Annotated in this window: 18 protein-coding genes; 8 read left to right on the forward strand and 10 right to left on the reverse strand. The window is 39.8% G+C overall.

What is annotated here, in order from left to right; translation table 11 throughout:
- Positions 1–26: 26 nt before the first annotated feature.
- Positions 27–569 carry a TetR/AcrR family transcriptional regulator gene (locus BGP15_RS08050; protein WP_070561361.1) on the reverse strand — a complete coding sequence of 181 codons (543 nt, stop codon included), beginning with the start codon at positions 567–569 and terminating at the stop codon, positions 27–29.
- Positions 570–787: 218 nt separating this feature from the next.
- On the opposite strand from BGP15_RS08050, the gene BGP15_RS08055 reads away from it, so the two are divergent.
- Positions 788–3,529, forward strand: coding sequence for an outer membrane beta-barrel protein (locus BGP15_RS08055; RefSeq protein WP_286769184.1), 2,742 nt, complete (start codon positions 788–790; stop codon positions 3,527–3,529).
- Positions 3,530–3,584: 55 nt separating this feature from the next.
- Here BGP15_RS08055 and BGP15_RS08060 read toward each other — a convergent pair whose 3' ends face one another.
- A complete protein-coding gene (locus BGP15_RS08060; RefSeq protein WP_070561365.1) occupies positions 3,585–4,259 on the reverse strand; it encodes a response regulator transcription factor in 675 nt (224 codons plus the stop codon).
- Positions 4,260–4,380: 121 nt separating this feature from the next.
- A complete protein-coding gene (locus BGP15_RS08065; RefSeq protein ID WP_286769185.1) occupies positions 4,381–5,817 on the reverse strand; it encodes a sensor histidine kinase in 1,437 nt (478 codons plus the stop codon).
- Between the two features lie 119 nt (positions 5,818–5,936).
- Here BGP15_RS08065 and BGP15_RS08070 point away from each other — a divergent pair, with 119 nt between their 5' ends.
- Positions 5,937–7,304: a DUF4270 family protein gene (locus BGP15_RS08070; RefSeq protein ID WP_201640011.1), complete on the forward strand. Its 1,368-nt coding sequence runs from the start codon at positions 5,937–5,939 to the stop codon at positions 7,302–7,304.
- Between the two features lie 3 nt (positions 7,305–7,307).
- On the forward strand, positions 7,308–8,330 hold the full coding sequence (locus BGP15_RS08075; protein WP_046672697.1) for a Kelch repeat-containing protein: 1,023 nt from the start codon (positions 7,308–7,310) through the stop codon (positions 8,328–8,330).
- A 546-nt stretch (positions 8,331–8,876) separates the two neighbouring features.
- On the opposite strand, the gene BGP15_RS08080 is transcribed toward BGP15_RS08075, so the two are convergent.
- Genes BGP15_RS08080 through dnaG form a run of 3 tightly spaced genes read right to left on the reverse strand, consistent with a single transcriptional unit; the run spans position 8,877 to position 12,304 of the window.
- Positions 8,877–9,905, reverse strand: coding sequence for a glutaminyl-peptide cyclotransferase (locus tag BGP15_RS08080; protein ID WP_286769186.1), 1,029 nt, complete (start codon positions 9,903–9,905; stop codon positions 8,877–8,879).
- A gap of 30 nt (positions 9,906–9,935) precedes the next feature.
- The gene (locus BGP15_RS08085) at positions 9,936–10,292 is read right to left on the reverse strand and encodes a YraN family protein (RefSeq protein WP_046672699.1); all 357 of its coding nucleotides are present in this window, start codon (positions 10,290–10,292) and stop codon (positions 9,936–9,938) included.
- A gap of 8 nt (positions 10,293–10,300) precedes the next feature.
- The gene (gene dnaG, locus BGP15_RS08090; protein WP_286769187.1) at positions 10,301–12,304 is read right to left on the reverse strand and encodes a DNA primase; all 2,004 of its coding nucleotides are present in this window, start codon (positions 12,302–12,304) and stop codon (positions 10,301–10,303) included.
- 226 nt (positions 12,305–12,530) lie between these two features.
- On the opposite strand from dnaG, the gene BGP15_RS08095 reads away from it, so the two are divergent.
- Positions 12,531–13,916: a nucleotide sugar dehydrogenase gene (locus BGP15_RS08095; RefSeq protein WP_286752773.1), complete on the forward strand. Its 1,386-nt coding sequence runs from the start codon at positions 12,531–12,533 to the stop codon at positions 13,914–13,916.
- Between the two features lie 140 nt (positions 13,917–14,056).
- Here the strand turns inward: BGP15_RS08095 and BGP15_RS08100 are convergent, their stop codons facing one another.
- Both BGP15_RS08100 and BGP15_RS08105 read right to left on the reverse strand, forming a co-directional pair.
- Complete coding sequence (locus tag BGP15_RS08100) at positions 14,057–14,377, reverse strand: hypothetical protein (RefSeq protein ID WP_046672702.1); 321 nt, start codon at positions 14,375–14,377, stop codon at positions 14,057–14,059.
- A gap of 132 nt (positions 14,378–14,509) precedes the next feature.
- Entirely contained in the window at positions 14,510–16,621 is a 2,112-nt protein-coding gene (locus BGP15_RS08105; protein ID WP_286752774.1) for a M3 family metallopeptidase, read from the reverse strand.
- 170 nt (positions 16,622–16,791) lie between these two features.
- Between BGP15_RS08105 and BGP15_RS08110 the strand changes: the two genes are divergently transcribed.
- Positions 16,792–17,868 carry a DUF4407 domain-containing protein gene (locus BGP15_RS08110; RefSeq protein ID WP_286769188.1) on the forward strand — a complete coding sequence of 359 codons (1,077 nt, stop codon included), beginning with the start codon at positions 16,792–16,794 and terminating at the stop codon, positions 17,866–17,868.
- Between the two features lie 90 nt (positions 17,869–17,958).
- Here BGP15_RS08110 and BGP15_RS08115 read toward each other — a convergent pair whose 3' ends face one another.
- Together BGP15_RS08115 and BGP15_RS08120 are read right to left on the reverse strand one after the other, a co-directional pair.
- A complete protein-coding gene (locus BGP15_RS08115; protein ID WP_046672705.1) occupies positions 17,959–19,281 on the reverse strand; it encodes a DNA recombination protein RmuC in 1,323 nt (440 codons plus the stop codon).
- 222 nt (positions 19,282–19,503) lie between these two features.
- A complete protein-coding gene (locus BGP15_RS08120; protein ID WP_070561385.1) occupies positions 19,504–20,691 on the reverse strand; it encodes a formimidoylglutamase in 1,188 nt (395 codons plus the stop codon).
- Positions 20,692–20,882: 191 nt separating this feature from the next.
- Between BGP15_RS08120 and BGP15_RS08125 the strand changes: the two genes are divergently transcribed.
- The 3 genes from BGP15_RS08125 (at position 20,883) to BGP15_RS08135 (ending at position 23,973) form a co-directional block, all read left to right on the forward strand.
- Positions 20,883–21,854 carry an NAD-dependent epimerase/dehydratase family protein gene (locus tag BGP15_RS08125; RefSeq protein WP_070561387.1) on the forward strand — a complete coding sequence of 324 codons (972 nt, stop codon included), beginning with the start codon at positions 20,883–20,885 and terminating at the stop codon, positions 21,852–21,854.
- Between the two features lie 104 nt (positions 21,855–21,958).
- Entirely contained in the window at positions 21,959–23,251 is a 1,293-nt protein-coding gene (locus BGP15_RS08130; RefSeq protein ID WP_286769189.1) for an HAD-IB family phosphatase, read from the forward strand.
- A 137-nt stretch (positions 23,252–23,388) separates the two neighbouring features.
- Complete coding sequence (locus BGP15_RS08135; protein ID WP_046672709.1) at positions 23,389–23,973, forward strand: hypothetical protein; 585 nt, start codon at positions 23,389–23,391, stop codon at positions 23,971–23,973.
- Positions 23,974–23,985: the final 12 nt, after the last annotated feature.

Here is a 23,985-nt window from a genome sequence, read left to right on the forward strand (position 1 = left end):
AAAAGACTATAATTCAGCTTTTTAAGCTAAATCAGGTTATATTTTTTCTCTAGAAACAGCGTCAACTCCATCACATTTTCCAATTCACCTATCGCTTCCTTTTTCCACAGCTTGTCGATAATCAACAAGAGAAATTGTGTTTCGAGATCTGGATTTTCATAGTTCAGATCTTCAAAAGCACGATGGATAATGGGCTGCACAGGCTTCATAAACTGCTCGTGCTGTTGTTTGGAAAAGGGGTGATGAGACAAACGCTCCTGCAATTTCCAAAATAAGGGTTCCGCGGTAACCAATTTATTGGGTAGATTGATCATTGTGCGCAGAAATTCCTTTGGTTCACGATAGGTCATCATTCCGCGGTGGTGCGTAAGAACCTTACGATAACCTGATTTAATCAAATAAACCAACAGTGCGTCTTTATTCCCGAAATGTTTAAAGATTAATGCTTCGGAAACTCCTGCATTTTGGGCAATCGTTTTGGTAGAGGTATTCGTATAGCCTTGATCTGAAAAAAGCAACAAGGCTTCTTTCATAATACGCTCTTTTCTACTCAAAACACTTTCTTTCATCTTTTATTTTTTTAATCTATATCCGCATATCACTCGATCGTTATACGGACTTGTTCAGTTGATTTTATAATTCTACTGCAAATATATCTAATCTTTCCATTCACTTGGGGTTATTGTAACTAAAATGATAATAATTCGTAACAAATAGTGCCATATTTTTGGGAAATAAAATTATATAACCGTCAACAACACATTAAAACACATTTGCACCTCGACCGATGAAGATCAAACTTTGGACCATTTTGTTCTTTTCTATCTGCTTATCGCTATTGGGGAAAAACGGGCAAGCCCAACAGTATATTACGGGCAAGCTGCTTGACAATACGACTTCGCAGCCTATCAGAGGTGCAAGCATCACCATTATAGCGGTAAAAGATTCCAGTAAAGTCCAGGTTCCGACGGACATTTTGGGCAGATTCAGCAGCAGTACACTTCCCAACGGAGATTATTTGGTCAGTACACAGCCGATGGGCTACAGCATGGATCTTCGGCGTGTAAAACTAATCGGGCAAACAATCGATTTAATGTTTAAACTCACGAATGCCGAGATTGTACTGGATGAAATTAACATTTCTTCGAGCAGTATACAGGTTAAAGGAGATACGCTGGAGTTTGACACCAAGAAATATATCACGCAGGATTTTGCAGATGCTGACGAATTGGTCAAACAGATTCCTGGTGTTGAAATTGATGAAGATGGCAATGTAAAAGCGCAGGGCGAACCTGTCAATAAGATTATTATTGATGGTCGGGAGTTTTTTAGTACCGATCCTAAGGTTGCTCTAAAAAACCTTCCGGCCGATGTTATCGCCAAGATCCAAATTATCGATGACAAAACCGAGCAGGCCAAGTTTAGTGGTTTTGACGATGGAAAACGCATGAAAGTGATCAATATTGTCACCAAGCCTGATAAAAGAAAATCCTATTTTGGCAAGCTCTCCGGAGGTGCGGGTCCCGACCGAAAATATGCCGTCAATACACAGGTAACCAAAATGAACCCCAAACGGCAATATTCAATTGACATCAATACCAACAATGTTAATCAGCCCAATGGTTTTGCGACCCGCGGAAACACCAGAGGACGTACCGGACAAGGGGTGACGACGCGCTTTAACGCCGGTTTCAACTACTTGGATCGCTTTTTCGATGACCGCATGGACTTCAATGCGAATTATACCTACAACTATACGGACAATAACATCGTCAGCCAAAATAAAACAGCATATACGGCAGGTAACCGGGCCAACCAAATCAACAATCAAAATCAATTAAACAGTACTTACGGCAACAATCATGCTTTCTCTATCCGCGCAAACTGGAAGATAGATTCGATTCAGAAACTGGACTTTCAGCCTAATTTCTCCTATCAAAGTAACGATAGGAATACAAGTTCCACAGGCAATACCTTGTTAAATCTAGCAGAAATGCTGAATAGTTCCGACCGTAGGAATAAGAGCTTTGGAGAAAACTTCAACTGGGGCGGAGACCTAACTTACATGCGGAGACTCAACAAACCTGGGCGCACGATCAGTTTTAATTTCAATGGCTCATTTAACAGCAACAAGAGTCATGCGGAAAATTTTGCGCTAAACTCCTATTATAAAGAGGGCTTATTCAGCCGGGTCGACACCGTCAACAATAGGAACTATACCATGGGTGACAATAACGGCTTTCGCTCAAAGATAGCCTATACCGAGATGCTCGGTAAGTATTCCCGGTTGCAAGGGAATTATACTTTTCGGAATACGGCACGCTATTCGGACCGCAGGACCTTTGAATTTCTGGCCGAAACAGGCCAGCTAGGGGAATTAAAAAATCGTCTTTCCAATGAATTCCGGAATGATTTTGTTTACCATAGTGGTGGGGTTTCCTACTTATTTAACAAAAAGGATAGCATAAGATTTCAGATTGGTTTAGATTATCAGACGGCTTCACAGGTCAATGATAAATTGTTTCCGAATATACTGACTACAAAAAGCCGCTTCAATAGCCTACTACCTAACCTCAACTTCCAATATAATTTCAATAAGGATACTCGGGTCGAGTTTCGGTATAATGCAAAGACAAACACCCCTTCCATCGAGCAATTGCAAGATTTTATAGACAATCAAAATCCACTACGCATTAGCTCGGGAAATCCGGATCTTAAGCAAGAATATGACCATAACCTTGTGGTACAATTTAGATCGATCAATAAAGGCTCGGGCAGAAGTTTCACCTCTGACATTACAGCAGATTTTATTGAACATAAAATCTCCAATACCATTTTCACCACAGATTCAGCATTTACGATCACAGCGGATGTTATACTCGGGCCAGGTGGGCAATACATCAGACCCGAAAATTTCAATGGGGTCTATAATCTCAAATGGCAAAATAGCCTTGGATACCGCCTTGAACCATGGAAACTTAACTTCAACCTAAACAATAACCTCTATTTCAACCAGAATTACACTTTATTGAATCTCGAAAAGGTCAATGCGCAAACGTACGGCCTGAGTCAGCGGGTCGGTGTAAACACAGCATTCAGCAAGGATGTCATCATCGGACTGGATTACAATGGAAACATCGCCTTCTCCAAGAACTCAGCCAGCGAAAAATCGAATTATTCGGTCTATAAACATACCATTGGTAATTCCATTGCATTGACTTTATTAAAAACTTGGACGCTCAATTCAACGTTCAACTACCTTTACAATGGCAGCATCCTGAATTCACCAAGTACGACAAGTTTGTTGTGGAATGTCTCTATCGGCAAGAAATTGTTCAAACGTAGGAATGCCGAAATCAATCTCACGGTATTTGATCTATTTAATGACAATAAAAACATCAATCAGCAGGTCAATGATCTTTGGGTACGTGTATCCCAATCAAATGCAATAACACGCTACGCCATATTAAGTTTTACCTACCATATTCGGGGACTTGGCGGAAAAGGAGAGATGAAAACCCGTCGTTAATCTGCACCATTGCCAATCCACGTGGAACACTCCGATCAATCAATCAATCAATCAATCAATCAACAGTAAGCATATAGCCAACTCCTCTGACATTGGTAATCTTGATGCGGTCATCCTGACTGAGGTATTTTCGTATCCGGCTGATAAACACATCCAAGCTTCGTCCCGTAAAATATTTATCATGACTCCAATAGGCTCGCATGATATCCTCGCGTGGGATGACCTTATCTTTTTGTTCGTATAACTTCCGCAGCAGTTCACTTTCACGGAAAGACAGCTTAAGCACCTCACCTTGATAGGTCAACTGATGTTTTAGGCTATCGAGGCTATAGTCTCCTATCATCAGCTTTTGGCCGAACAGCATTTTGGGGCTATTTTTTAACAGGGACTCTATCCGCACAACCAATTCTTCAATCTTAAACGGTTTTTTGACGTAATCGTCTCCGCCCAAACGAAATCCCTTTACAACATCCTCTGTCTGCACTTTGGCCGTCAAGAAGATAATGGGTATCTGCGTGTCTGATTCGCGTATTTTTGTTGCCAATGTAAAGCCATCCATGACGGGCATCATGACATCTACGACCAAAATATCCGGCCGAGCCGCTGTAAATGCTTCCAAGGCTTCATGACCATTGCTACAATGGGTGACATTAAATCCATTCGCCTCCAGGCTATCGGCAACGATCATCCCAAGACTTGGCTCATCTTCTACATATAAAATTTCAATCATAGCGTTGTCATTCAATCAAAATATATTTCGGCTTTGTTTCTAAGAAATCTTTAGGATAAATCAGCCTAATTACTGTCCGATAAACGGCCCTATTTTCTTTCTGAAATATAAATATTGCTTTTTATTTGTAAGGTAATCGGATATTAAAGGTACTCCCTTTTTCCAGCTCACTGTCCACTGTGATCTTGCCCTCGTGCCTTTTTACAACCTGCTTGACATAAGCAAGCCCCAAGCCAAAACCCTTCACATCGTGCAGATTACCGGAAGGAACCCGAAAGAACATATCAAAGATTTGATTATGGTATTCTGCGGATATTCCGTTACCATTATCTGTAATACGAATATGGACATTTTCTTTCATTTCCTTCACTTCTACCTCAATATAAACGTGCTGTCCAGTATATTTTATCGCGTTTTCCAGTAAATTATTGATCACATTTTTTAAGTGGGCTTCATCGCCATTGATCCTTATCTCACTTGGAACGGCAATGAGCTTAAAGTCCACTTGCTTGGCCTTATTCAGCTGCGCAACTTCAATGGCTCCTTTCACCATCGCGACAAGATCAAAATCAGAACGCTGCAGCACAATCCCTCTCGTTGCATCAATATCCATCTGAAGCACTTTTTCAATCATATTGGACAGATGCTCCAGTTCTTTTCTGGAGATATTCAGATAACGATTCATCTTTTCCCGGTCATCCTGTACACCATACAACTGTATCGCTTCTATAGCTGCCATCACAGTGGAAACCGGTGTTTTTAGTTCATGCGTCATGTTATCGACAAAGTTCTTACGCAGCTCGGCCATCTTATTTTGGTTGAGAATGGTTTTCATCAAATAGAAGAATGTCCCAAGCAGCAGTCCAATCAAAAGCAGTGAGATCAACAGCTGCCAACTTAAGCTATACAGCAAATACTTCCAATCCTCCTGAAACTTGATAACAAGAAATTCATTTTTTATGGGATTAACCATCATGGGTCTCGTCCAAGCAAGATTTGCTTCGCGGTATTTGCGTCGTACATCTTTGATTTGATCGTGTGGAATCGTGACAATAGTCATTTCAAATGGTACTGCTATGCTCTTATTGTTCAGGGATTCTTTAAACTTCCTTTCGATCAAATCCAGATTGGCTTTGTTCATCTCAAAGTCACGGAACAGAAAGGGCGGGATAATTGCGCCTTGCCCTTCCCGGTCTTTGGGAAACATTTTCTCCCGCCTACTGTGGATCTCGCGATCAAATCGCTCGTTTTTAGGTCGTTCGGCGCTTACACGTTGTAAAGCCTTATCGAGTTCAGCAGCTGGCAATAAGCCCAGAAGCTCTCGTTTTACATCTTGGAGGAGACGATTCCGATCAGCCTCGGGGCCATCTAACTTCCGATCACCATTACGCGCTTGGTATGCCTCCTGAACAGCATTGAAGAGTGAACGCTCTGCGGTAGAAAGGAACAGGTCGCGACGATTGGTATAACTTCCATAAAGCCAAAAGCCTAGCACTACAGTAATTCCTGCCCCTATTAAAACGATCAAACTGATCAGTAATTTAAATCTTCTACCCATAACTAAAACAAATTTAAATTACTAGATTTGCAATCGCTGTGGTAATTAACCATATTTAACAAAATATAACACTGATTAACAGTTCGCATTGATTACTTTTGCACTATTCAAAAATTAATATGATTAAAGACTTTAAGAGACGTAGTATTCAACTTTTACTTCCACTTTTTACATTGGCCGCTTTTGTTGGTTGTAATAAAGACATTTCGCTCTCATTGGATAGTTCAAGAGATGAAACAATCGGTTTAGTACCAATTGATACGGTTTCCGCCAAAGTTTCGACTTATCAATTGGACGATATTCCGACTTCTGCTACTGGAACAATGCTCGTAGGAAAGAATAGCAATGCTGTTACGGGTAGCATGAAGTCTACAGCTTATATGCGCCTAGGAGTAGGAACGATAAGTAATGCTTCTATACCTGATGATGCTACCTTGGATTCTGTGACCTTGGTATTAAAGCCAAACAAATATTTTTACGGTGATACAACGAAAGTACAAAAGATAGCAGTACACCGTGTCACAGAAGAAATTACGCAAACACAGATTGATTTAACCAAACCTGTTGATGAACGTCCTGTTTTTGTCACTTCTGCGGCAATATTCAGTAAACAAAAGTTTGCTTATGAAAATACGCCATTGGCACAACTTTCCTTTAAACCGCGTATACAATCGGCAGATTCTTTATTTTTTAGATTCAACAACAGCATTAGCAATGAGTTGTTTACAATGATCAAAAATAATGACAACCGGATTCAAAATAGTACAAGTTTCCAAGAGTATTTCAAAGGATTGGCACTTGTCCCTGACAATAGCAATACGGCAGTTATTGGATTCAAAGACACTGTATTTTTACAGGTCCATTATTCATTCCTGAATAATGAAGGTACAAAATCTGTTGGCAAACAATATTTTTCCATTGACAACAAAGCTTACCAGTACAATCAAATTGAAGCGGATCGCTCTGCAACAAAATTTGCACCGTTGACCTTAAAAAATCCTCAACTTGCGAGTCAACAAACTGATGGAAATGTATTTTTAGAGGGCTCAACTGGTGTTGTAGCAAAAATTGAGTTTCCAACGTTATTAGAATTGGTGAACAATCCATCCATTGCGATTAATAAGGCAGAGCTTGTCATTGAAGTCCCTAATGGCGCCGCAAGTATTTTTGATCAGCCTCAAAGTTTGGTTTTAATGGTGGCAAGTAATAATGGGAATCCGATCAGTTTGTTAACGTCTCCATATTCGACAACAACGCAACAGGCGACATTAGTGCGCGGCAATGATTTTGGTTCTAATGGTACTTATACATTCAATTTGATTGAATATTTGACAAAAATTAAAACAACAGCATACAATAATACTTCATTATATCTATCTTTACCAACATCGGGTTTGTTTTCAACTGGAAATAGATTAATATTGGCAAAAGATAATGAAAATGATCCGAAAATTAAATTAAACATCCTTTATACTAAATTTCAATAATTTATGAACAAGAAAAATTGGCTACTCGTTTTATTAGCTTTTGTATTTACAGTTACAACTATCTCTTCTTGTAAAAAAAGTGACGACAGCACAACCAAATCAGATGAATGGTTTGCAAAAGCTGCTTTTAAAGGGCCACAAACTTCATCTGCTGCTAGCTTTTTGATAAATAACGTTGCATATGTCACTACTGGTCTAGCAAGTAACGCTGGTGGTAAACCATTCCGCGTGAAAGACACGTATGCGTATGACGCAGCATCAGATACTTGGGCTGAAAAAGCACCTTTCACAGGTGTTGAGAGAAACGGTGCCATCGGTTTTTCCATTGGTAATGTCGGTTATGTTGGTGGTGGAAATGATGGAACAAACAACCTAACAGATTTCTACAAATTTGACCCTACAGCTAACGGCGGAAAAGGTGCTTGGTCAAGCATTGCTCCACTTCCTATTGCTTTGTCTAATGCAGTCGCTTTTACTTTAAACGGTGCGGCTTATGTTGGAACAGGTGAAACTGTCGTTAGTGGTGGAACAACAAATACCAATGAGTTCTACAAATATGATCCTGCGGCGAATACATGGCAAGCAATCAGTGATGCTCCTTTTTCAGCGAAAAGAAAGGCAGCTTTCTCTTTTGTTGTTAACAATGTAGCTTATGTAGGTGGTGGTATTTCTAACGGTTCTTACCCAAAAGATTTCTATAAATTTGATGGTAGCAAATGGACTAAATTGAACGATATCAATAGAGCTGATAATTCATATACTTACGATTTGACTCGTTCAAATGCTTCTGCTTTCGCAATCAATGGTACGCCATTCGTTGTTGGTGGTTACAAAAATGCAGTAATCAACAGTACATGGAAATATAATATTTCTGGTGACTACTGGACGAATGATAACGGCGCTTTCGCTGGTTCAGCACGCCAAGATGCTGTTGGTTTCGCTGTAGGAAACAACGGTTACATCACGACTGGACTTAACGGTTCATCTCGTTTTGACGATACTTGGATGTTTACTCCGATTTATTAATCGAAATAAAATCAATATAAAAAAAGGGATGGAGTTTCAAACTTCATCCCTTTTTTTGCTTCAACTATTTTGCTTCTATTGGCTGAAAAGAATTTCTAGTTTCCTTTTATAACTGCCTACTCTAGCGAAATCAGCCATCAATAATAGCATATAACCATCAGCTATATTGATGTCGGGTAAACTCTGCTCTTCTTTATTAGAGAAGCACGCTCCCGGAGATCTGCTCGCCATAATGTTTCATTCGCTCCATACAGTTCTAAAAGCAATCTGTCTCAGCCCTTGAGGTGTCATTATACAAAAGATTGAATTGCATGCCTCATACGATAACATCCATACCTCAAAAAAGGATGGGGCCAATAAAAAAGAAAATGCCCAAAAAGCCAAATCAGACCCGTTGAGAATTGAATCTCTAAAATTGTGGCATCGGAATACGTATAAAGTTGCATGAAAAAGGGGTTATCCAATCTTTTGAATAACCCCTTCTAATTTTACACGAACTTGCAATACTGTCGACCTTACGAAGAAGGATCAAGACTTGAAGTTCATTTATTTTTCAACTGTCTTGATCTCAAATAATGTATTCCATAACTTCCCTGTTATAAAAAGACGTTTTCCAGCTTGGTCGTAAGCAATTCCATTCAATTCATTGTCATAAGCGGAAGTATGCTCATAGATACCGACAAGATTAATCCGTCCTTCTACCGCTCCTGTTTGAGGATTGATAATAACAATAACATCTTTTTGATAGACATTTGCGTAGACTTTGCCGTCTATATACTCCAGTTCATTAAGTTCATCCACTGGTCCAGCTTCATCGTAAACTCCGATAGCATTTAGCTCTTTACCGGTCGTTGCATCTAAAAAGAACAATTTATTGGATCCGTCAGACTTTATCAAATGCTGCCCATCGTAGGTCAAGCCCCAACCTTCTTTACTATTTTCATATTTAAAGGAATTTTCCTTGACAAAAGAGTTTTTATCAAAGACATATCCTTCTCCCTGTTGCCAAGTTAACATAAATAACTTATTACCTACCAATGTCATTCCTTCGGCAAAAGTCTTTTCATCAAATTTGATCTCCTTGAGTATCTTACCTGTTTTTAGATCGACCTTTCTCAAGTTGGACTCTCCATAACGGCCATTGGATTCGTAGAGAATACCATCAGCAAACTGTAGCCCTTGCGTAAAAGCTGTGGTATCGTGCGGGTATTTGTTGACCACCTCAAAACCATAGTTCTTCGCATTTTCAGGTACAACATAAAATGTACTTGAAACAGAATCCGGTTTTCCAGCACTGTATACCAGGGCGGAAATATTACGTGTACCATAGGCCATGTCTTTGGTATCAACCGTAATTGCCGTTGTATCTGTTGATGACCCTACATGTTTATCATCTACAAAATAAGCCACAGAGTCCATTGATACAGATTCAAATTTCAATTTCAATTGGACCTGAGCACCTTTTAAAACAGCTTGATTTGCTCCAGGAGAGGCAAATTCCAAACTTGATTTTTTTGACTTACAAGAAGCAAAAGCTAGTGCTGCAATTGCCATAAAATAAGTTATTTTTCTCATCTATGTATAGTTATTTATAAGTACGTATCCTCAACTATCCCAAAACGCATCTTTGATATGATTGAGTGCTGTTTTGGGAGATTTTGTTATTGCGACAACATCAAATCTGACTTCACCGACATAACCTGTTTTAAGAATATAAGCCTGAGCTGCACGAATCAGTAGACGCTGTTTTTTGCGATCCACAAATTCGTAAGGTTCGCCGAAATCCGTTCCCGACCGCGTTTTTACTTCAACAAATACCAAGGTATCCTTGTCCACGACAATCAAATCTACTTCTAAATTCTTAAATCGCCAATTTCTTAACACTATTTTATAGCCTATCTTGACGAGGTATTCCATGGCCATCTGCTCGCCCCATTCGCCCGTTTCAAGATGCTTTGCCATATCAAAGATTACTTTACAATAGTGTTGCCCAGAAAGCCGCCCAATAGGCGTTCGGCTTCTTTTAATTTCTGATATTTAAAAATAAGGACTTCCAGGTTGGCCACATCTTGTTCATGTTTCATTTCTTCACGAATATGATGCATTTCAGCTTCAATCTTACGTTTCTTGATCCGATAGATCGCTGTAACGACAAGTTGTTTTAGATGTTCGTATTCTTGCGTTACATAAATTTTACGCTTATCGTCATTCCAATTTTCGCTGAGCGAATATTTACTGGCAACGCAATTGATCGCCAAATCTGCTATAGCAGGGTCAGAGTTTGAATAGAATTGTTTCGTATCTGGAATTTCGTATTTTTCCGCAGCTTCTCTATAGACGTTTAAAATATAAGCCGCAGCTTTATCCTTAAATTCAATGTCGCTGATATTTCCCAATAGCAATCCTGCAACTGGAATATCACCGTCACCTTCCCAGGTTGCCAGATAATCACCATAGTTGATTAAAATTCGGACGATCTCACGTTCCTGGAGAATTTCCGAAGTCAGCTGTGCAGGCTGTTCTACAGACTCTATGGGAGGTAATCCCGCCCTTTCATCATCTGTCATAAAGAAATCCGGCGGTGGCCCGTCCATTCCGAAAGGGGGCATCCCTGTATTTGGCGGCGGACTCTGAGTTTTACGAGCAGCATCCTTATCCGCCTTCTTTGCTCTATTGAGCCTAATCTTGTTGAGTTCAGCCAACAAAATACGCTCTTCGATATCCAAAAGGCTGCTACATTCGCGGATAAAAACAGAAACCTTAATTTCATCGGGAATCAATGCAATACTTTCGACCACATCGCGAATAACCTCGGCCCTTTTTATGGGATCGTTATTGGCATCGCGAAGCAGAATATTCGTTTTGTAGAAAATAAAGTCCTGCGGATTGGATTTGACATAATCTTTAAAAGCCGTGGCACCAAACTTTTGCACGTAAGAGTCGGGATCATTACCGTCGGGAAAAAGCAGCACCTTCACGTTTAAGCCTTCTTCGAGCAGCATATCTGTACCGCGTAGGGAGGCTTTGATCCCCGCTTCATCCCCATCATACAGTATGGTCACATTTTTGGTGAATCTGGAAATAAGCTTGATCTGACCTGTTGTCAACGAAGTTCCCGAGGAGGAAACAACATTTTCGACTCCAGCTTGATGTACCGAAAGAACATCTGCATACCCCTCTACCAAGTAGCAATTATCCTCTTCCATAATTGCTTTTTTGGCAAAATTCAATCCATACAGTACATCGGATTTATGGTAGATTTCGCTTTCAGGAGAGTTTACATATTTGGCGACTTTTTTGTCGGTCTTTAGTGTCCGCCCACCAAAGCCAATGACACGGCCTGTAAGGTTATGAATCGGAAACATGACCCGGCCACGGAAACGATCATATAAAGATTTATCATCGCGTTCAATAGCCAAACCACTCGCGGCCAAATAATCTGGGTGAAAACCCGCTACCTGTGCTTTATCGACCAATGCCGTCCATTCCTCAGGCGAATAACCCAATTCAAATTTTTTGATGATATCCTCACGGTAGCCGCGCTCCTTGAAATAGTTGAGTCCGATCACCTGCCCCATTTCAGTTTTCCAGAGTTGCTCGGCGAAGAATTTACTGGCCCAAGCGCTTAGCACATATAGACTTTCCCGTTTATCCTGCGCGGCAAGCTGGGCTGGAGAACGCTCGACTTCTTCAATTTGAATGGAATATTTATCGGCTAAATAACGAATGGCTTCGGGGTATGAGAACTTTTCCAGTTCCATGACGAATTTGAGGGAATCCCCACCGACACCACAACCAAAACACTTATAGATACCCTTCGAAACAGAAACGTGGAAGGAAGGTGTCTTTTCATGGTGAAAAGGACAATTTCCGATCAAAGAAGTTCCCCGTTTCTTTAAATCAACGAAGTCTCCCACCACCTCTTCTATCCGTGCTGTTTCCAGTACCTTATCAATAACTTCCTGCTTTATCAAAACGTTTCTTTTTTAATGTAAAATTAGAATAAATCTTTTGCATCTCCACTACGAAATGGCTTCTTTAATAGCATTGCATAAGGGCAATTATGCAAATAGAAAGCAGAACAAGTGATGAGCCAGCTCCTATAAATAAATTGTTTTGATATGCTGTGCTTTGTATTGCATATCAAAAGCAATTTATCTAAGTTTGTTCTTCAATTTATAGCTGATTAAGATAATCAAAATGAGCAAAACAATCAAGAAAATATGCTGTATCGGTGCTGGTTATGTTGGTGGACCTACCATGTCAGTTGTTGCAAAGCAATGTCCACATATTGAGATTACGATCGTCGACGTCAATGCAGCCCGTATCGCGGCTTGGAATGATGAAAATCTCGATAACCTTCCTGTATACGAGCCCGGTTTACAAGAGATTGTTGCGGAAGCGCGTCATCGCAATTTGTTTTTCTCAACCGATATCGAAAAAGCTATCGACGAGGCCGACATGATTTTTATTTCGGTCAATACACCGACTAAGAATTACGGAAAAGGCAAGGGGATGGCTGCGGACTTAAAGTATATTGAACTTTGTGCACGGCAGATCGCAGCGGTTGCCAAAAACGACAAAATTGTCGTTGAAAAATCGACTTTACCCGTTCGCACAGCGGCAGCTTTAAAAAGTATCCTGGATAACACGGGTAATGGTGTTAATTTCCATATTCTTTCCAACCCTGAATTTTTGGCTGAAGGAACAGCGATACAGGATTTAATCAATCCGGACCGCGTGCTTATAGGTGGAGAGAATGATGAAGCTATTGCTGCATTGGTCGATATCTATGCACATTGGGTAAGTCGCGACAAGATTCTCACAACGAACCTTTGGTCGTCTGAACTGTCAAAACTAACCGCAAATGCCTTTTTAGCACAACGTGTCTCCTCCATTAATTCCATCTCGGCACTATGCGAGAAAACAGGCGCGAATGTAGATGAAGTTTCCAAGGCGATCGGTATGGATTCCAGAATTGGATCCAAATTTCTGAAAGCTTCTGTAGGTTTTGGAGGCTCTTGTTTTCAAAAAGATATCCTCAATTTAGTTTATATCGCACGGAGTTACGGTCTCACAGAGGTTGCCGAGTATTGGGATCAGGTGATTTTGATGAATGATTATCAAAAACAGCGATTTGCGGACAACATTATCCAAACATTGTATAATACTGTATCGGGCAAAAAGATTGCTTTCTTAGGCTGGGCATTCAAAAAAGACACGAATGATACGCGTGAATCTGCGGCGATCTATGTGGCTGATTATCTATTGAGTGAACAAGCTGAAATCACGGTCTATGACCCCAAAGTTTCTGCCGAACGCATCTATGCCGACCTCGATTATCTGAACACCCGATCTTCGGAAGAAAACAGGGCCTTGGTAAAGGTGGTCAATACCGCCTATGAGGCTTGCAATGATGCACATGCAATTGCAGTATTGACTGAATGGGATGAATTTAAGAATTATGACTGGGCCAAAATCAAGGAGCACATGAAAAAGCCTGCATTTGTGTTCGATGGCCGTAAACTATTGAACCGTAAGGAACTTGAAGACCTTGATTTTAAATATTACGCGATAGGCGAGTAATCAATATATAGGTAAAAAAGAACCCTCAGGATATAGTTGCGTACACTTATGCAGCTATAACTGAGGGTTTTGTTTGTGCCTGTTGTCAACGCATAAGGAAAGAGAGATGAAACACAAGCGATGCAACAGGACTTTTTATCTTAATTATTCAGCATTCCATAAAACTCATTCATGTAATAAGATTCTTGGAGCGCATCTCTGAAATTCTGCCATTGTTCTTCGTCAAATGAAAATACGATATCTGGATAAGGTGTTTTCATGATCAATCGAAATTCACCATCTGGAAATGTGCTAAAAAAGAGTTCATCACCATTACTTTTCGTAATATTCAAGAAGTCGAAGAATTTATTCTTCGTAAATGTCAGTACAAAACTTTGTTGCCAGATATAATAGGTCTGACACTTATGGCAAACACTAATATGGGTATCTCCTCTTTGGCTTAGAATTTTTGTGTCACACATAGCATCTTTATTTATTTATTTAGACTCATTATAAATAATATTCAAATGTAAGAATAGTTTTTAGAATAACAAGTACCTGAACAAAAAAAAGGCGATATATTTCTATATCGCCTTTTTTTTGATAAGTGAGTATTAGTTCAAACCTCTCTTTTTCAATAGATATTTTGGATCTGGATCCGCACCTCTAAACGTACGGTACATCTTAGCAGGATCATCTGTACCTCCTTTTTCAAGAATATTCTTACGGAAAGAATCTGCTGTCACTTGATCGTACAATGATTTTTCCTTGAAAGCTGCAAAAGCATCCGAATCCAATACTTCAGACCAGATATAAGCATAATAACCTGCAGAATACCCACCTGCGAAAATATGTTGAAAATATGTACTTCTATAGCGCGGAATAATAGCATCAATAATACCTATTTTTTTCATTGCCGTTTTTTCAAAGCCATTAATATCTTTTGAAATTTCTTTTGTGGTAGCATGATAATCCATGTCTAACAACGCAGCAGAAAGGTATTCAACGGTTGCAAATCCTTGATCAAAGGTACCGGCCTTTTCCATTTTCTGAATCAATGAATCTGGCATCGCTTCTTTCGTCTTATAATGCTTAGCATATGTTTTTAATACCTCTGGATCTGCTGCCCAATTTTCCATCACTTGTGAAGGTAACTCAACAAAGTCACGTGGTACAGAAGTTCCGGCCATTGAGCGGTATCTTACATTGGAAAGAAGACCATGCAACGCATGTCCAAACTCATGGAACAAGGTAGTTGCTTCATCAAATGTCAACAAGGCAGGATTTTTTCCCACCGGTTTTGTGAAATTGCATACGATGGAAATTACCGGAGCAACACGTTTTCCATCTTTTGTCGACTGATTACGATAAGAAGTCATCCAGGCACCGCCTCTTTTTGATTCGCGCGGGAAAAAATCAGCGTATAAGAGACCTAAATGTGAACCGTCTTTGTCTTTAACTTCATACACTTCTACGTCTTTATGGTAGGTTGGGACATTGTTTAAGGCTACGAATGTCAAACCATATAATTTATTGGCGACACCGAATGCTCCTTCACGAACTGCCGGAAGACTCAGATAAGGTTTAATTTCGTCTTCATTCAATGCAAAACGTTTTTTGCGAATAATCTCTGTATAATATCTCCAATCGTAAGGAGCGACAGCAAAATTGCCGCCTTCAGCTTTAATTTCCTGTGCGATATCAGCCTCCTCGCCTTTCGCTTTAGCAAGTGCTGGAGTCCAAAGTTTATTTAACAGTGCATAGACATTGGTCGGATTCTTCGCCATGGATTCCTCGAGTACATAAGCTGCATGTGAAGAATAACCCAATAATTTTGCTTTTTGAAGACGGAGATTAACAATTTTTTGAATGATTGCCTTGTTATCGTTGGTGTTATCTTGATTGCCACGCAACTGATAGGCTTCCCAAAGCTGTTTTCTCAACTCACGATTTTTTGCATACTGAAGAAAGGGCATAATGGACGGATTCTGTAAGGTAAAGACCCATTTGTCTTTCTTTCCTTTTGCTAAGGCTTCTTCAGCTGCTGCCGTTTTCAACGATTCCGGCAAGCCTTCCAATTGGCTCGCGGAATCAACGACCAATGTATAAGCATTGGTTTCAGCAAGCAAATTTTGTCCGAATTGTGTTGTTAATGTTGAAAGTTCAGCATTAATTTTTTTCATTTTTTCCTTATCCGCATCCTTTAGATTTGCGCCAGAACGAACAAAACTCTTATAGGTTTCTTCTAACAGTTTATTATCCTGTTCGTCCAGTCCAAGTGTATTTCGGCTGCTCCAAACTGTTTTGATACGGTCAAATAATTTGGTATTCATCGAGATTTCATCCGAATGACTCGATAAGATGGGGGCCAGATCTTTCGCTATTGCCTGAATACTGTCATTCGTATTGGCACTATTGAGATTATAAAATACAGTTGATACATTATTCAGTAATCCACCCGCATTTTCTAAGGCAACTATCGTATTTTGAAATGTTGCTTTATCCGAATTGTTGACTATTGTGTCAATTTCCAAATTGTGTATTTTTATTGCTTCATCAAACGCTGGCCTAAAATGCTCTGTTTTGATCTTGTCAAAAGGTGGTACATTAAATGGGGTTTCGTAAGCCAATAAAAGAGGATTATCTGTCATCACTTTTTTTTCCTCACAACCAACAAATGCAGTTGCCACTATCGCAAAGAATGGCAAAAGTTGTCTTTTCTTCATATTATCTGATTATTCCTGATTTTTTTCAAAGATAATAAAATTAGGCAAATGCTGTGTCTTCTGGGGGAGGCGTTACAAAGGAGCATGAAAACAGTCATCCTATTGTAAAACAAAAACTTATTCATAAATCTTGTTAAAAATAATCTGTCAATTTGAGTAAAAATATATTAATGAGCGATATTAACCGTTTCTTTTGGAGATGTGCGGGGGTACATCAAGAAACTCTTGAAAAATATCCGGAAGAACATAGTAAGTACACAGCCATAGGTGCTACTATTTTTTTTACGGGATTGTTTGCCAGCCTTTCGGGTGGTTATGCCATGTATTTCGTCTTTAGTGGGGGAACATTTGACTGGCTTTTAGCTATTGTATTTGGTATTATTTGGGGTTTAGCGATATTTAACATGGATCGCTATATTGTGCTCAGTATTAATAAATCCAAAAGTGGCTTTATGCAGCTTCTGCAGGCCCTGCCGCGAATTTTATTGGCTATTTTGATCGGGTTGGTTATCTCTAGGCCATTGGAGTTAAAAATCTTCGATAAAGAGATCCGGGAAAACCTCCGTGTACGGTTTCTTGCCGACCAACGCGCTAAAATTGACACGCTCAACAGTACTTTCAATAAGAAATATGCCAATGAAGTTGCACTTTTGAAAGCAACCACGACAGAACGTGACTCATTGGAATCCAGCATTAAAAATGACCGTACAAAATTGAACTACGAGATATTCGGTAACAAAACAACTGAAACGTCCGGTGTCATGGGGTATGGCCCTTATGCCAAAATGAAAGAAGAAGAGCTGAAGAAAAAAGAGGGCTATTTGGACACTTTACGGAACAAGATAACGACCCAGCAAAACGCTATACGCCAGAAACAGAAATTTGAAGGGATATTGGACCAAAAAGTTTTATCCAACGCTTCTTTGGACAGCGCCGTCAATGTCGCTGGTTTTGCAGACCGCAACTCTGCGCTGGGCAATCTAAGGTACGATGCCAATGGAAAGGTTAACGAGTCCAATGCAAATGCTGTATTTTTTATTGCGTTGCTTTTTGTCTTCCTCGAATGCCTTCCGGTAATCGTCAAGCTCTTGGCAGGAAAGGATCCTTATGACAACGAAGTCCAAAACCAAAGGACTATTCATGATTACGAATCAGACACCAATGTCACTGTTCAAAAAGAAGCTGTAGATCGTTTAAAGGATACCTATGTGGATGTTTCCATCAATAAACGGATGAAAGACCTTTAGCAGAACCACGAGCATAAGTTAGCAGAGCAGGCTTTGCTTTGCACGGTTAAAAATTATAAATGGGCTTACCTTTCGGCAAGCCCGTTTTTGTTAATCTTCCTCATCTAAAAATTTGGAATCGATCTGTTTATTTGCTTTGGCTCCTAAACGTTTTAATTTCTCTACTTTTCCAATCACATTCCCAGCTCCTGTAGAAAGTTTTTTAGTTGCATCTTCATGGCTTTTTAATGCGCGCTCCAACTGATTCTGCACCTGCTCCATATCGTTCAGAAAGCTCACAAATTTATCGTAAAGGCTCCCGGCTTCCTTTGCTATTTCAATTACATTCCTGGTCTGACGTTCCTGTTTCCAGATACTTGCTATGGTACGCAGGGTTGCCAATAATGTAGAAGGACTTACAATAACGACTTTTCGATCCCAAGCCTCACTAAACAAATCCGGTTTTTGCGCCACAGACATACTCAAAGCCGATTCTATAGGCATAAATAGCAATACAAATTCTGGCGATTCTATACCATACAACTCGTGGTAGTTTTTTGCGGAAAGTTCTTTCACGTGATTTTCCACAGACTGTACGTGTTGTTTTGCGAAAATTGCACGATCCTCATCCGTGTCGGCGTTGACCCAACGTTCGTACGCAATCAGCGAAACTTTTGAATCCACAATCAGGTGTTTATCTTCAGGAAGGTCGATAATCGCGTCGGGCTGCATTCTTCTTCCTTCAGCATCCATAAGAGACACCTGTAATCTAAATTCGCGATCGCGCATCAGTCCAGAACGCTCCAGGACCCGCTCTAAAATTACCTCGCCCCAATTGCCTTGCTTTTTGGTATCCCCTTTTAATGCCTTGGTTAGGCTATTGGCTTCGTCTTTAATTTTAAGACTCTGTTCGACCAGCTGAAGGACAACTCCCTTTAAAGAATTTCTTTCCGCTGCCTCCTGATTGTAATTTTTATCGACTTTCTCTTCAAACAATTTGATTTTTTCCTTCAATGGGTCCAAAATCAACCCCAGGGAACGATGATTGGTCTCTGTAAACTTTTGTGTCTTCTCTTCCAATATTTTATTGGCAATAACCTGAAACTCATTGTTGAACTGCCGTTTAATCTCGGCGATTTCATTCTTCTGTTCCTGAAATTTATCGAGCTGCGCCTCATAAAATGAACGTGTACTTTCTAAAGACCGCTCTGCGACCAGAAGATTCTCCCGTTCCTTATCCAATTCATTTTTTAGCATAAGGCGTTCTTCCAGCAAACTTTGTTCCCGCTGTTGCGATCTGGCAAGCTCAATTTTTAGTGTTTCAACCTCTTTATTGTATGCAGGACCAGCACTGGAATCGGTATTCTTTTTTAATACCAATACGATCAAAATGACCAATAACAACACGATTCCCGCAAAGAAAAATATTTCCATGATTTGTATTTTCTGAAGATGGTGTATGCTTACCTGAGCAGGTCTGTTTAACCATCATTGCATTTAATTAAACCTATAACATCTCAAACTTAATGGATCTGCACGACTAAAAACACTTATAAAAAGTCTGTAGTCAGTTGGCAAGCTGTTGTCAATTTACAAGGTGCATCATCCGCTTCGCCATCGAAGCAGAATCAGAGCAATGTACCGTTCAACGAAGCTTTATTGCAATTTTTGGTGTGTTTTCCACCATAGATCGGGCATTTCACCTGAGACAGCCAATTGATAGTCTTCATAACGGCAAGGCACGAGGTAATAGCGTTCGTTGACTGATTTAGATCCAAAATAAGGCACTTGAATCCACCAGCGGTCTGATTTTTTACTTTTCACAAAGACCAATTCATGCTCCTCGTTTTCCAGTGTGGTGCGATAAATGATATAAGATGATTTGGGATACAACGGCGTATCTTGTTTCCGATTATAATAACCATCAATAAAGCACCAAATCATTTGCGAGACCAACATAGCCGTCTGTTCCATTGGATCAAATGTTGGATTGAATTCATAAAAACCGATGGAAGAACATTTATCCGACATCCCCGCATAGCGGGCAAGTTGACAAGCTTCATCGCCAAATAAACCATTTGGCATTGCATTGGCATTTCCAGGCGCCTCAGAGGCCCGAATGGCTCCTATGTCAAAACTAATCAAATCCGCTGCTCGGATCAAAGGCTCTGATTGGTCCATTTTACCCGCAATCATACCGACTCGTGTTGCATTAAAAAATAGTTTATCATACATATGGATAGACTCTTTACTGACGAGGTAAGTTTGATAGGCTATGGCATTTAAATTGAATAAATAGTCAGGCTGATGCAAAATAATATGGTTCACATAAGATCGGGAATTCAGGCTTACATTTTCGGCGTTCTCCTCATCAAGGTCAAACCGAGCATCTATAATCGCTAGCTCGATCTTTCGTTCTAAATTTTGATACCCCAAATATTGTGCATAGGTAAGGTCCTGTCCACCGCCAATGATAATCGGAAGAATATTCTCTTTGACCAGTTCCTCCACGACAGATTTTAAAGCGATATAGGTATCTTGAATTGTATTACCTGCTTTGATATTTCCCAAATCAACGATATTCATCGTATAATCGCCCTGATATAGTGCATAAAGATGTTTTCGAACAGCATCCGGCGCTTTATCCGTTCCATTATTATTGATGGATGCACGATCTTCCTCCACACCGACAATAGCTAACTGAGGCTGTTTATCCGTTTCCCAGCTCGGAAAATCTGTTTCATAGGCTTGAATAACGTTTCCTAGTTGAGAACTCAAGAACCCATGCTCAGGAGCAAAACCTGTAATTGAAATCGGGCTAAAGAATACGGACAGTGATGACATAAGCTATAATTTGTAAAATCTCCTATTTGTTCTGAAAGCGACTGTTTTAATTGGACTGAAAGAATCTACCTTGGCCTTCATGGTATTTGATACCCGCGAAAGCATGAAGGTTTTTTCAGGATGCAATTCACACAAATATCCATTTATTAACTAACTTTTGAAAACATTATTTTTAACAGTATCTTTATCAAGTGATATTAATAACTGGAGGAACAGGTTTTTTAGGGTCTACACTAATCAGACAGTTGATAGACCAAGGAATTGACGTCATAGCCATCAAAAGAGCTCAATCGACTATTCCGGCCTCGTTGTTATCTTCTTCGTTGGTGCAATGGATCGACGCTGATATCAACAATTATTTTGAATTAGAAGATGCTCTTGAAGGCGTTACTAAAGTGTTCCATTGTGCAGCATTGGTTTCCTACCAAAAGAAAGATGCTAAAGCGCTTTTTAAAGTGAACGTGGAAGGGACGACAAATGTGGTCAATCTTTGCCTTGAAAAGGGCATTCGCTTACTCCATGTCAGCTCAATCGCAGCTTTAGGGACAAATAGAGACAACCTGCCGGTATCCGAGAAAGACCACTGGGAGCACAATGCACTAACATCCAACTATTCGTTATCAAAGTATCAGGCGGAGATGGAGGTATGGCGTGGCATTACCGAGGGTCTAAATGCAGTTATTGTCAACCCCGCCGTAATTTTAGGTGCTTCGGCCAACGACAAAGGCTCTGGAGCTATTTTTTCAATGATCAATAAAGGGCTACGATTTTACCCAAAAGGAAGTGTTGGTGTTGTTGATGTAGAGGATGTTGCCGCGATCATGATTCAATTGATGGAGCGAGACGATATTACTGCTGAACGCTATATCATTAATCATCTCAATATAAGCAACAAGGATCTGTTGAGCGTTGCAAGTGTATTAATGAACAAGCCAGAACCGACAATCGAAGTTTCCGAGACCTTGCTCCAAATTGCCTCTACTGTTTCCAGCATGCTTTCCGTATTTAAAAAATCGGATTCAACATTGACAAAAGAAACTGCGGCGGCTTCAAGTGCCAAATTGCAGTATTCCAACGCTAAAATCCAGGGGCTCCTAAACCACAGTTATCGGCCTTTGGAACAAACGCTGAAGGAAATTGCAGATTTATATAACAAACAATAAAACGATAACATAACAAACAACCGAACCTTGAAACCATCGGCACCTACCGATATCGGAGATTAGCATTCAGCACTCTCACGATCGTTTCATAAAAAAATAACAAGATGAAAAACTATTACATCATTGATTTTGATAGTACATTTACACAAGTAGAGGCACTTGATGAACTTGCACGAATCTCTCTTGAGAACCATCCGGATCGCGAATCTATCTATCACGAAATTGAGCGGTACACCAATCTTGCCATGGAGGGTAAACTATCTTTCCGTGAGGCTTTGGCTGGTCGCGTAAAACTATTAAATGCCAATAAATCTCATCTGGATAAACTTGTTTCACATCTTAAGAAAAAAGTTTCAACCTCTTTTTCCCGAAATCGTGAATTTTTCAAGAAACACGCCGACACCGCATGGATCGTTTCAGGAGGTTTTAAGGAGTTTATTACACCTGTTGTTACACCGTATCATATCAAGACCGAAAATATCTATGCCAATACATTCAGATTTGATGAAGACGGTAATATTATCGGTTTTGACGAAGAGAATCCATTATCAAATGAAGGTGGAAAAGTGCAATTATTAAAACAATTAAATATTGAAGGAAGACTGTTTGGCATTGGTGACGGTTATTCAGATTTTCAACTGAAGGAATCGGGATTAATTGAAAAATTCTTTGCATTCACAGAGAATATCCAACGTAAAAGTGTCACTGAGAAAGCAGACTTCATCACACCTAGTTTTGATGAGTTCTTATATGTAAATGATCTGCCCCGTGCCATCTCTTATCCAAAAAATCGTATCCTTTGTTTGATCGTGGGAGATGTACCAGAAATAGCGGCTCATATCTTAAAAAGAGACGGTTTTTCTATCCGCACAAAAGATACATTCGAAGAAAAGTATGTAAAGGATGTAGGGATGCTGCTCTTGGGCGACAATATCGACATCAGTGATGAACAGCTTCAACAGGCCGACAAATTAAAAACAATCGGATATTTGGGCGATATCAAAGGGCATATCAATAAGGATATCTGCAATGCAAAAGGTATTGTCGTTTTCGACGACAAGAAAAATAAAAAGAAAAATTCAGAGTTTATTCCGCGTCGGATGGCCGATTTTATCAACAATGGTGATACTTATTTAAGTCGCAACTTCCCAAATCTGATTTTACCAAAAGTAAAACAGGTCACAAGATTGCTGCATATCCACCAAAACGTTCCCGGAATTATGGCTCAGATTAATAAGGTCTATGCCCAAAATAACATCAATATCGTTGCCCAATTTCTAATGACCAAAAACGACATTGGCTATGCGGTAACCGATATACAAGGTGAATATGATAAAGATCTATTGAAACAACTCAAACAGATCGACAATACAATTAAGTTCAGAATATTGTATTAATAGCATGCGGCGGTAAATATGGGGCAGCTATTGCGTACATAAATTCCGGCTTATGAAACGAGAAATTTATTCAGGCATACCGACGGTGTGCCTGAATTTTCGCTCAATAACTCTTTTTACACTAAAACACACATATTATGTCCTTACATCAAGATGCCGAACTAAAGAAAGCTGTCCTTGACCTACCCCAAAAGGAAAAAGACAAACTCCTCGTACGCCTGATCAGCAAGGACAAAATGCTCATCAAGCAATTGCATTTCCAATTGTTGGAGGACGCGGAGGATTTAGAGAGACGTATTGAAAAACTACGGAAGCAGCTGGAGCAATTGTTCGATAGTGGTTTGAGTCAAATTGGCAATACGCCACAACATAGTAATTTTATCTCGCTTAGCAAGCTTATCAAACAGGCAAGCGGTTTAGTGAATGAGCACGAAAAAGTCACCAAGGATAAAATCAGTGAAGTAGAATTTAGATGTTATATCCTAAAGAGAGCCATCGCTGATTACGACAGGCTTTTCGACCCCTCCTATCAGTCTGCTGCCCACAAATTACATAAATATATAACAGGGCGTATCAAGCATGCGGTGGGCAAATACAGTAAACTTCATGAAGACTTTCAATTTGACTATCGGGAAGATTTTCAAAATACACTGGATGCTTTTGGTAATACAACACTTAAAAGCTATATTAGTGAACAGAAGATTGACCTCGACCTAAATTAGTTATGAGAAACA

The sequence above is a fragment of the Sphingobacterium sp. 40-24 genome (assembly GCF_001899705.1).
Lineage (GTDB): Bacteria > Bacteroidota > Bacteroidia > Sphingobacteriales > Sphingobacteriaceae > Sphingobacterium > Sphingobacterium multivorum.

Excerpts from the sequence above, each read along its gene's own strand:
- BGP15_RS08065 (WP_286769185.1), bottom strand. The coding sequence starts at position 5,817 with ATGGGTAGAAGATTTAAATTACTGATCAGTTTGATCGTTTTAATAGGG.
- BGP15_RS08050 (WP_070561361.1), bottom strand. The coding sequence starts at position 569 with ATGAAAGAAAGTGTTTTGAGTAGAAAAGAGCGTATTATGAAAGAAGCC.
- BGP15_RS08100 (WP_046672702.1), bottom strand. The coding sequence starts at position 14,377 with ATGTGTGACACAAAAATTCTAAGCCAAAGAGGAGATACCCATATTAGT.
- BGP15_RS08120 (WP_070561385.1), bottom strand. The coding sequence starts at position 20,691 with ATGTCATCACTGTCCGTATTCTTTAGCCCGATTTCAATTACAGGTTTT.
- BGP15_RS08095 (WP_286752773.1), top strand. The coding sequence starts at position 12,531 with ATGAGCAAAACAATCAAGAAAATATGCTGTATCGGTGCTGGTTATGTT.
- BGP15_RS08060 (WP_070561365.1), bottom strand. The coding sequence starts at position 4,259 with ATGATTGAAATTTTATATGTAGAAGATGAGCCAAGTCTTGGGATGATC.
- BGP15_RS08070 (WP_201640011.1), top strand. The coding sequence starts at position 5,937 with ATGATTAAAGACTTTAAGAGACGTAGTATTCAACTTTTACTTCCACTT.
- BGP15_RS08135 (WP_046672709.1), top strand. The coding sequence starts at position 23,389 with ATGTCCTTACATCAAGATGCCGAACTAAAGAAAGCTGTCCTTGACCTA.
- BGP15_RS08130 (WP_286769189.1), top strand. The coding sequence starts at position 21,959 with ATGAAAAACTATTACATCATTGATTTTGATAGTACATTTACACAAGTA.
- BGP15_RS08110 (WP_286769188.1), top strand. The coding sequence starts at position 16,792 with ATGAGCGATATTAACCGTTTCTTTTGGAGATGTGCGGGGGTACATCAA.
- BGP15_RS08085 (WP_046672699.1), bottom strand. The coding sequence starts at position 10,292 with ATGGCAAAGCATCTTGAAACGGGCGAATGGGGCGAGCAGATGGCCATG.
- BGP15_RS08105 (WP_286752774.1), bottom strand. The coding sequence starts at position 16,621 with ATGAAGAAAAGACAACTTTTGCCATTCTTTGCGATAGTGGCAACTGCA.
- BGP15_RS08055 (WP_286769184.1), top strand. The coding sequence starts at position 788 with ATGAAGATCAAACTTTGGACCATTTTGTTCTTTTCTATCTGCTTATCG.
- BGP15_RS08075 (WP_046672697.1), top strand. The coding sequence starts at position 7,308 with ATGAACAAGAAAAATTGGCTACTCGTTTTATTAGCTTTTGTATTTACA.
- BGP15_RS08080 (WP_286769186.1), bottom strand. The coding sequence starts at position 9,905 with ATGAGAAAAATAACTTATTTTATGGCAATTGCAGCACTAGCTTTTGCT.
- BGP15_RS08115 (WP_046672705.1), bottom strand. The coding sequence starts at position 19,281 with ATGGAAATATTTTTCTTTGCGGGAATCGTGTTGTTATTGGTCATTTTG.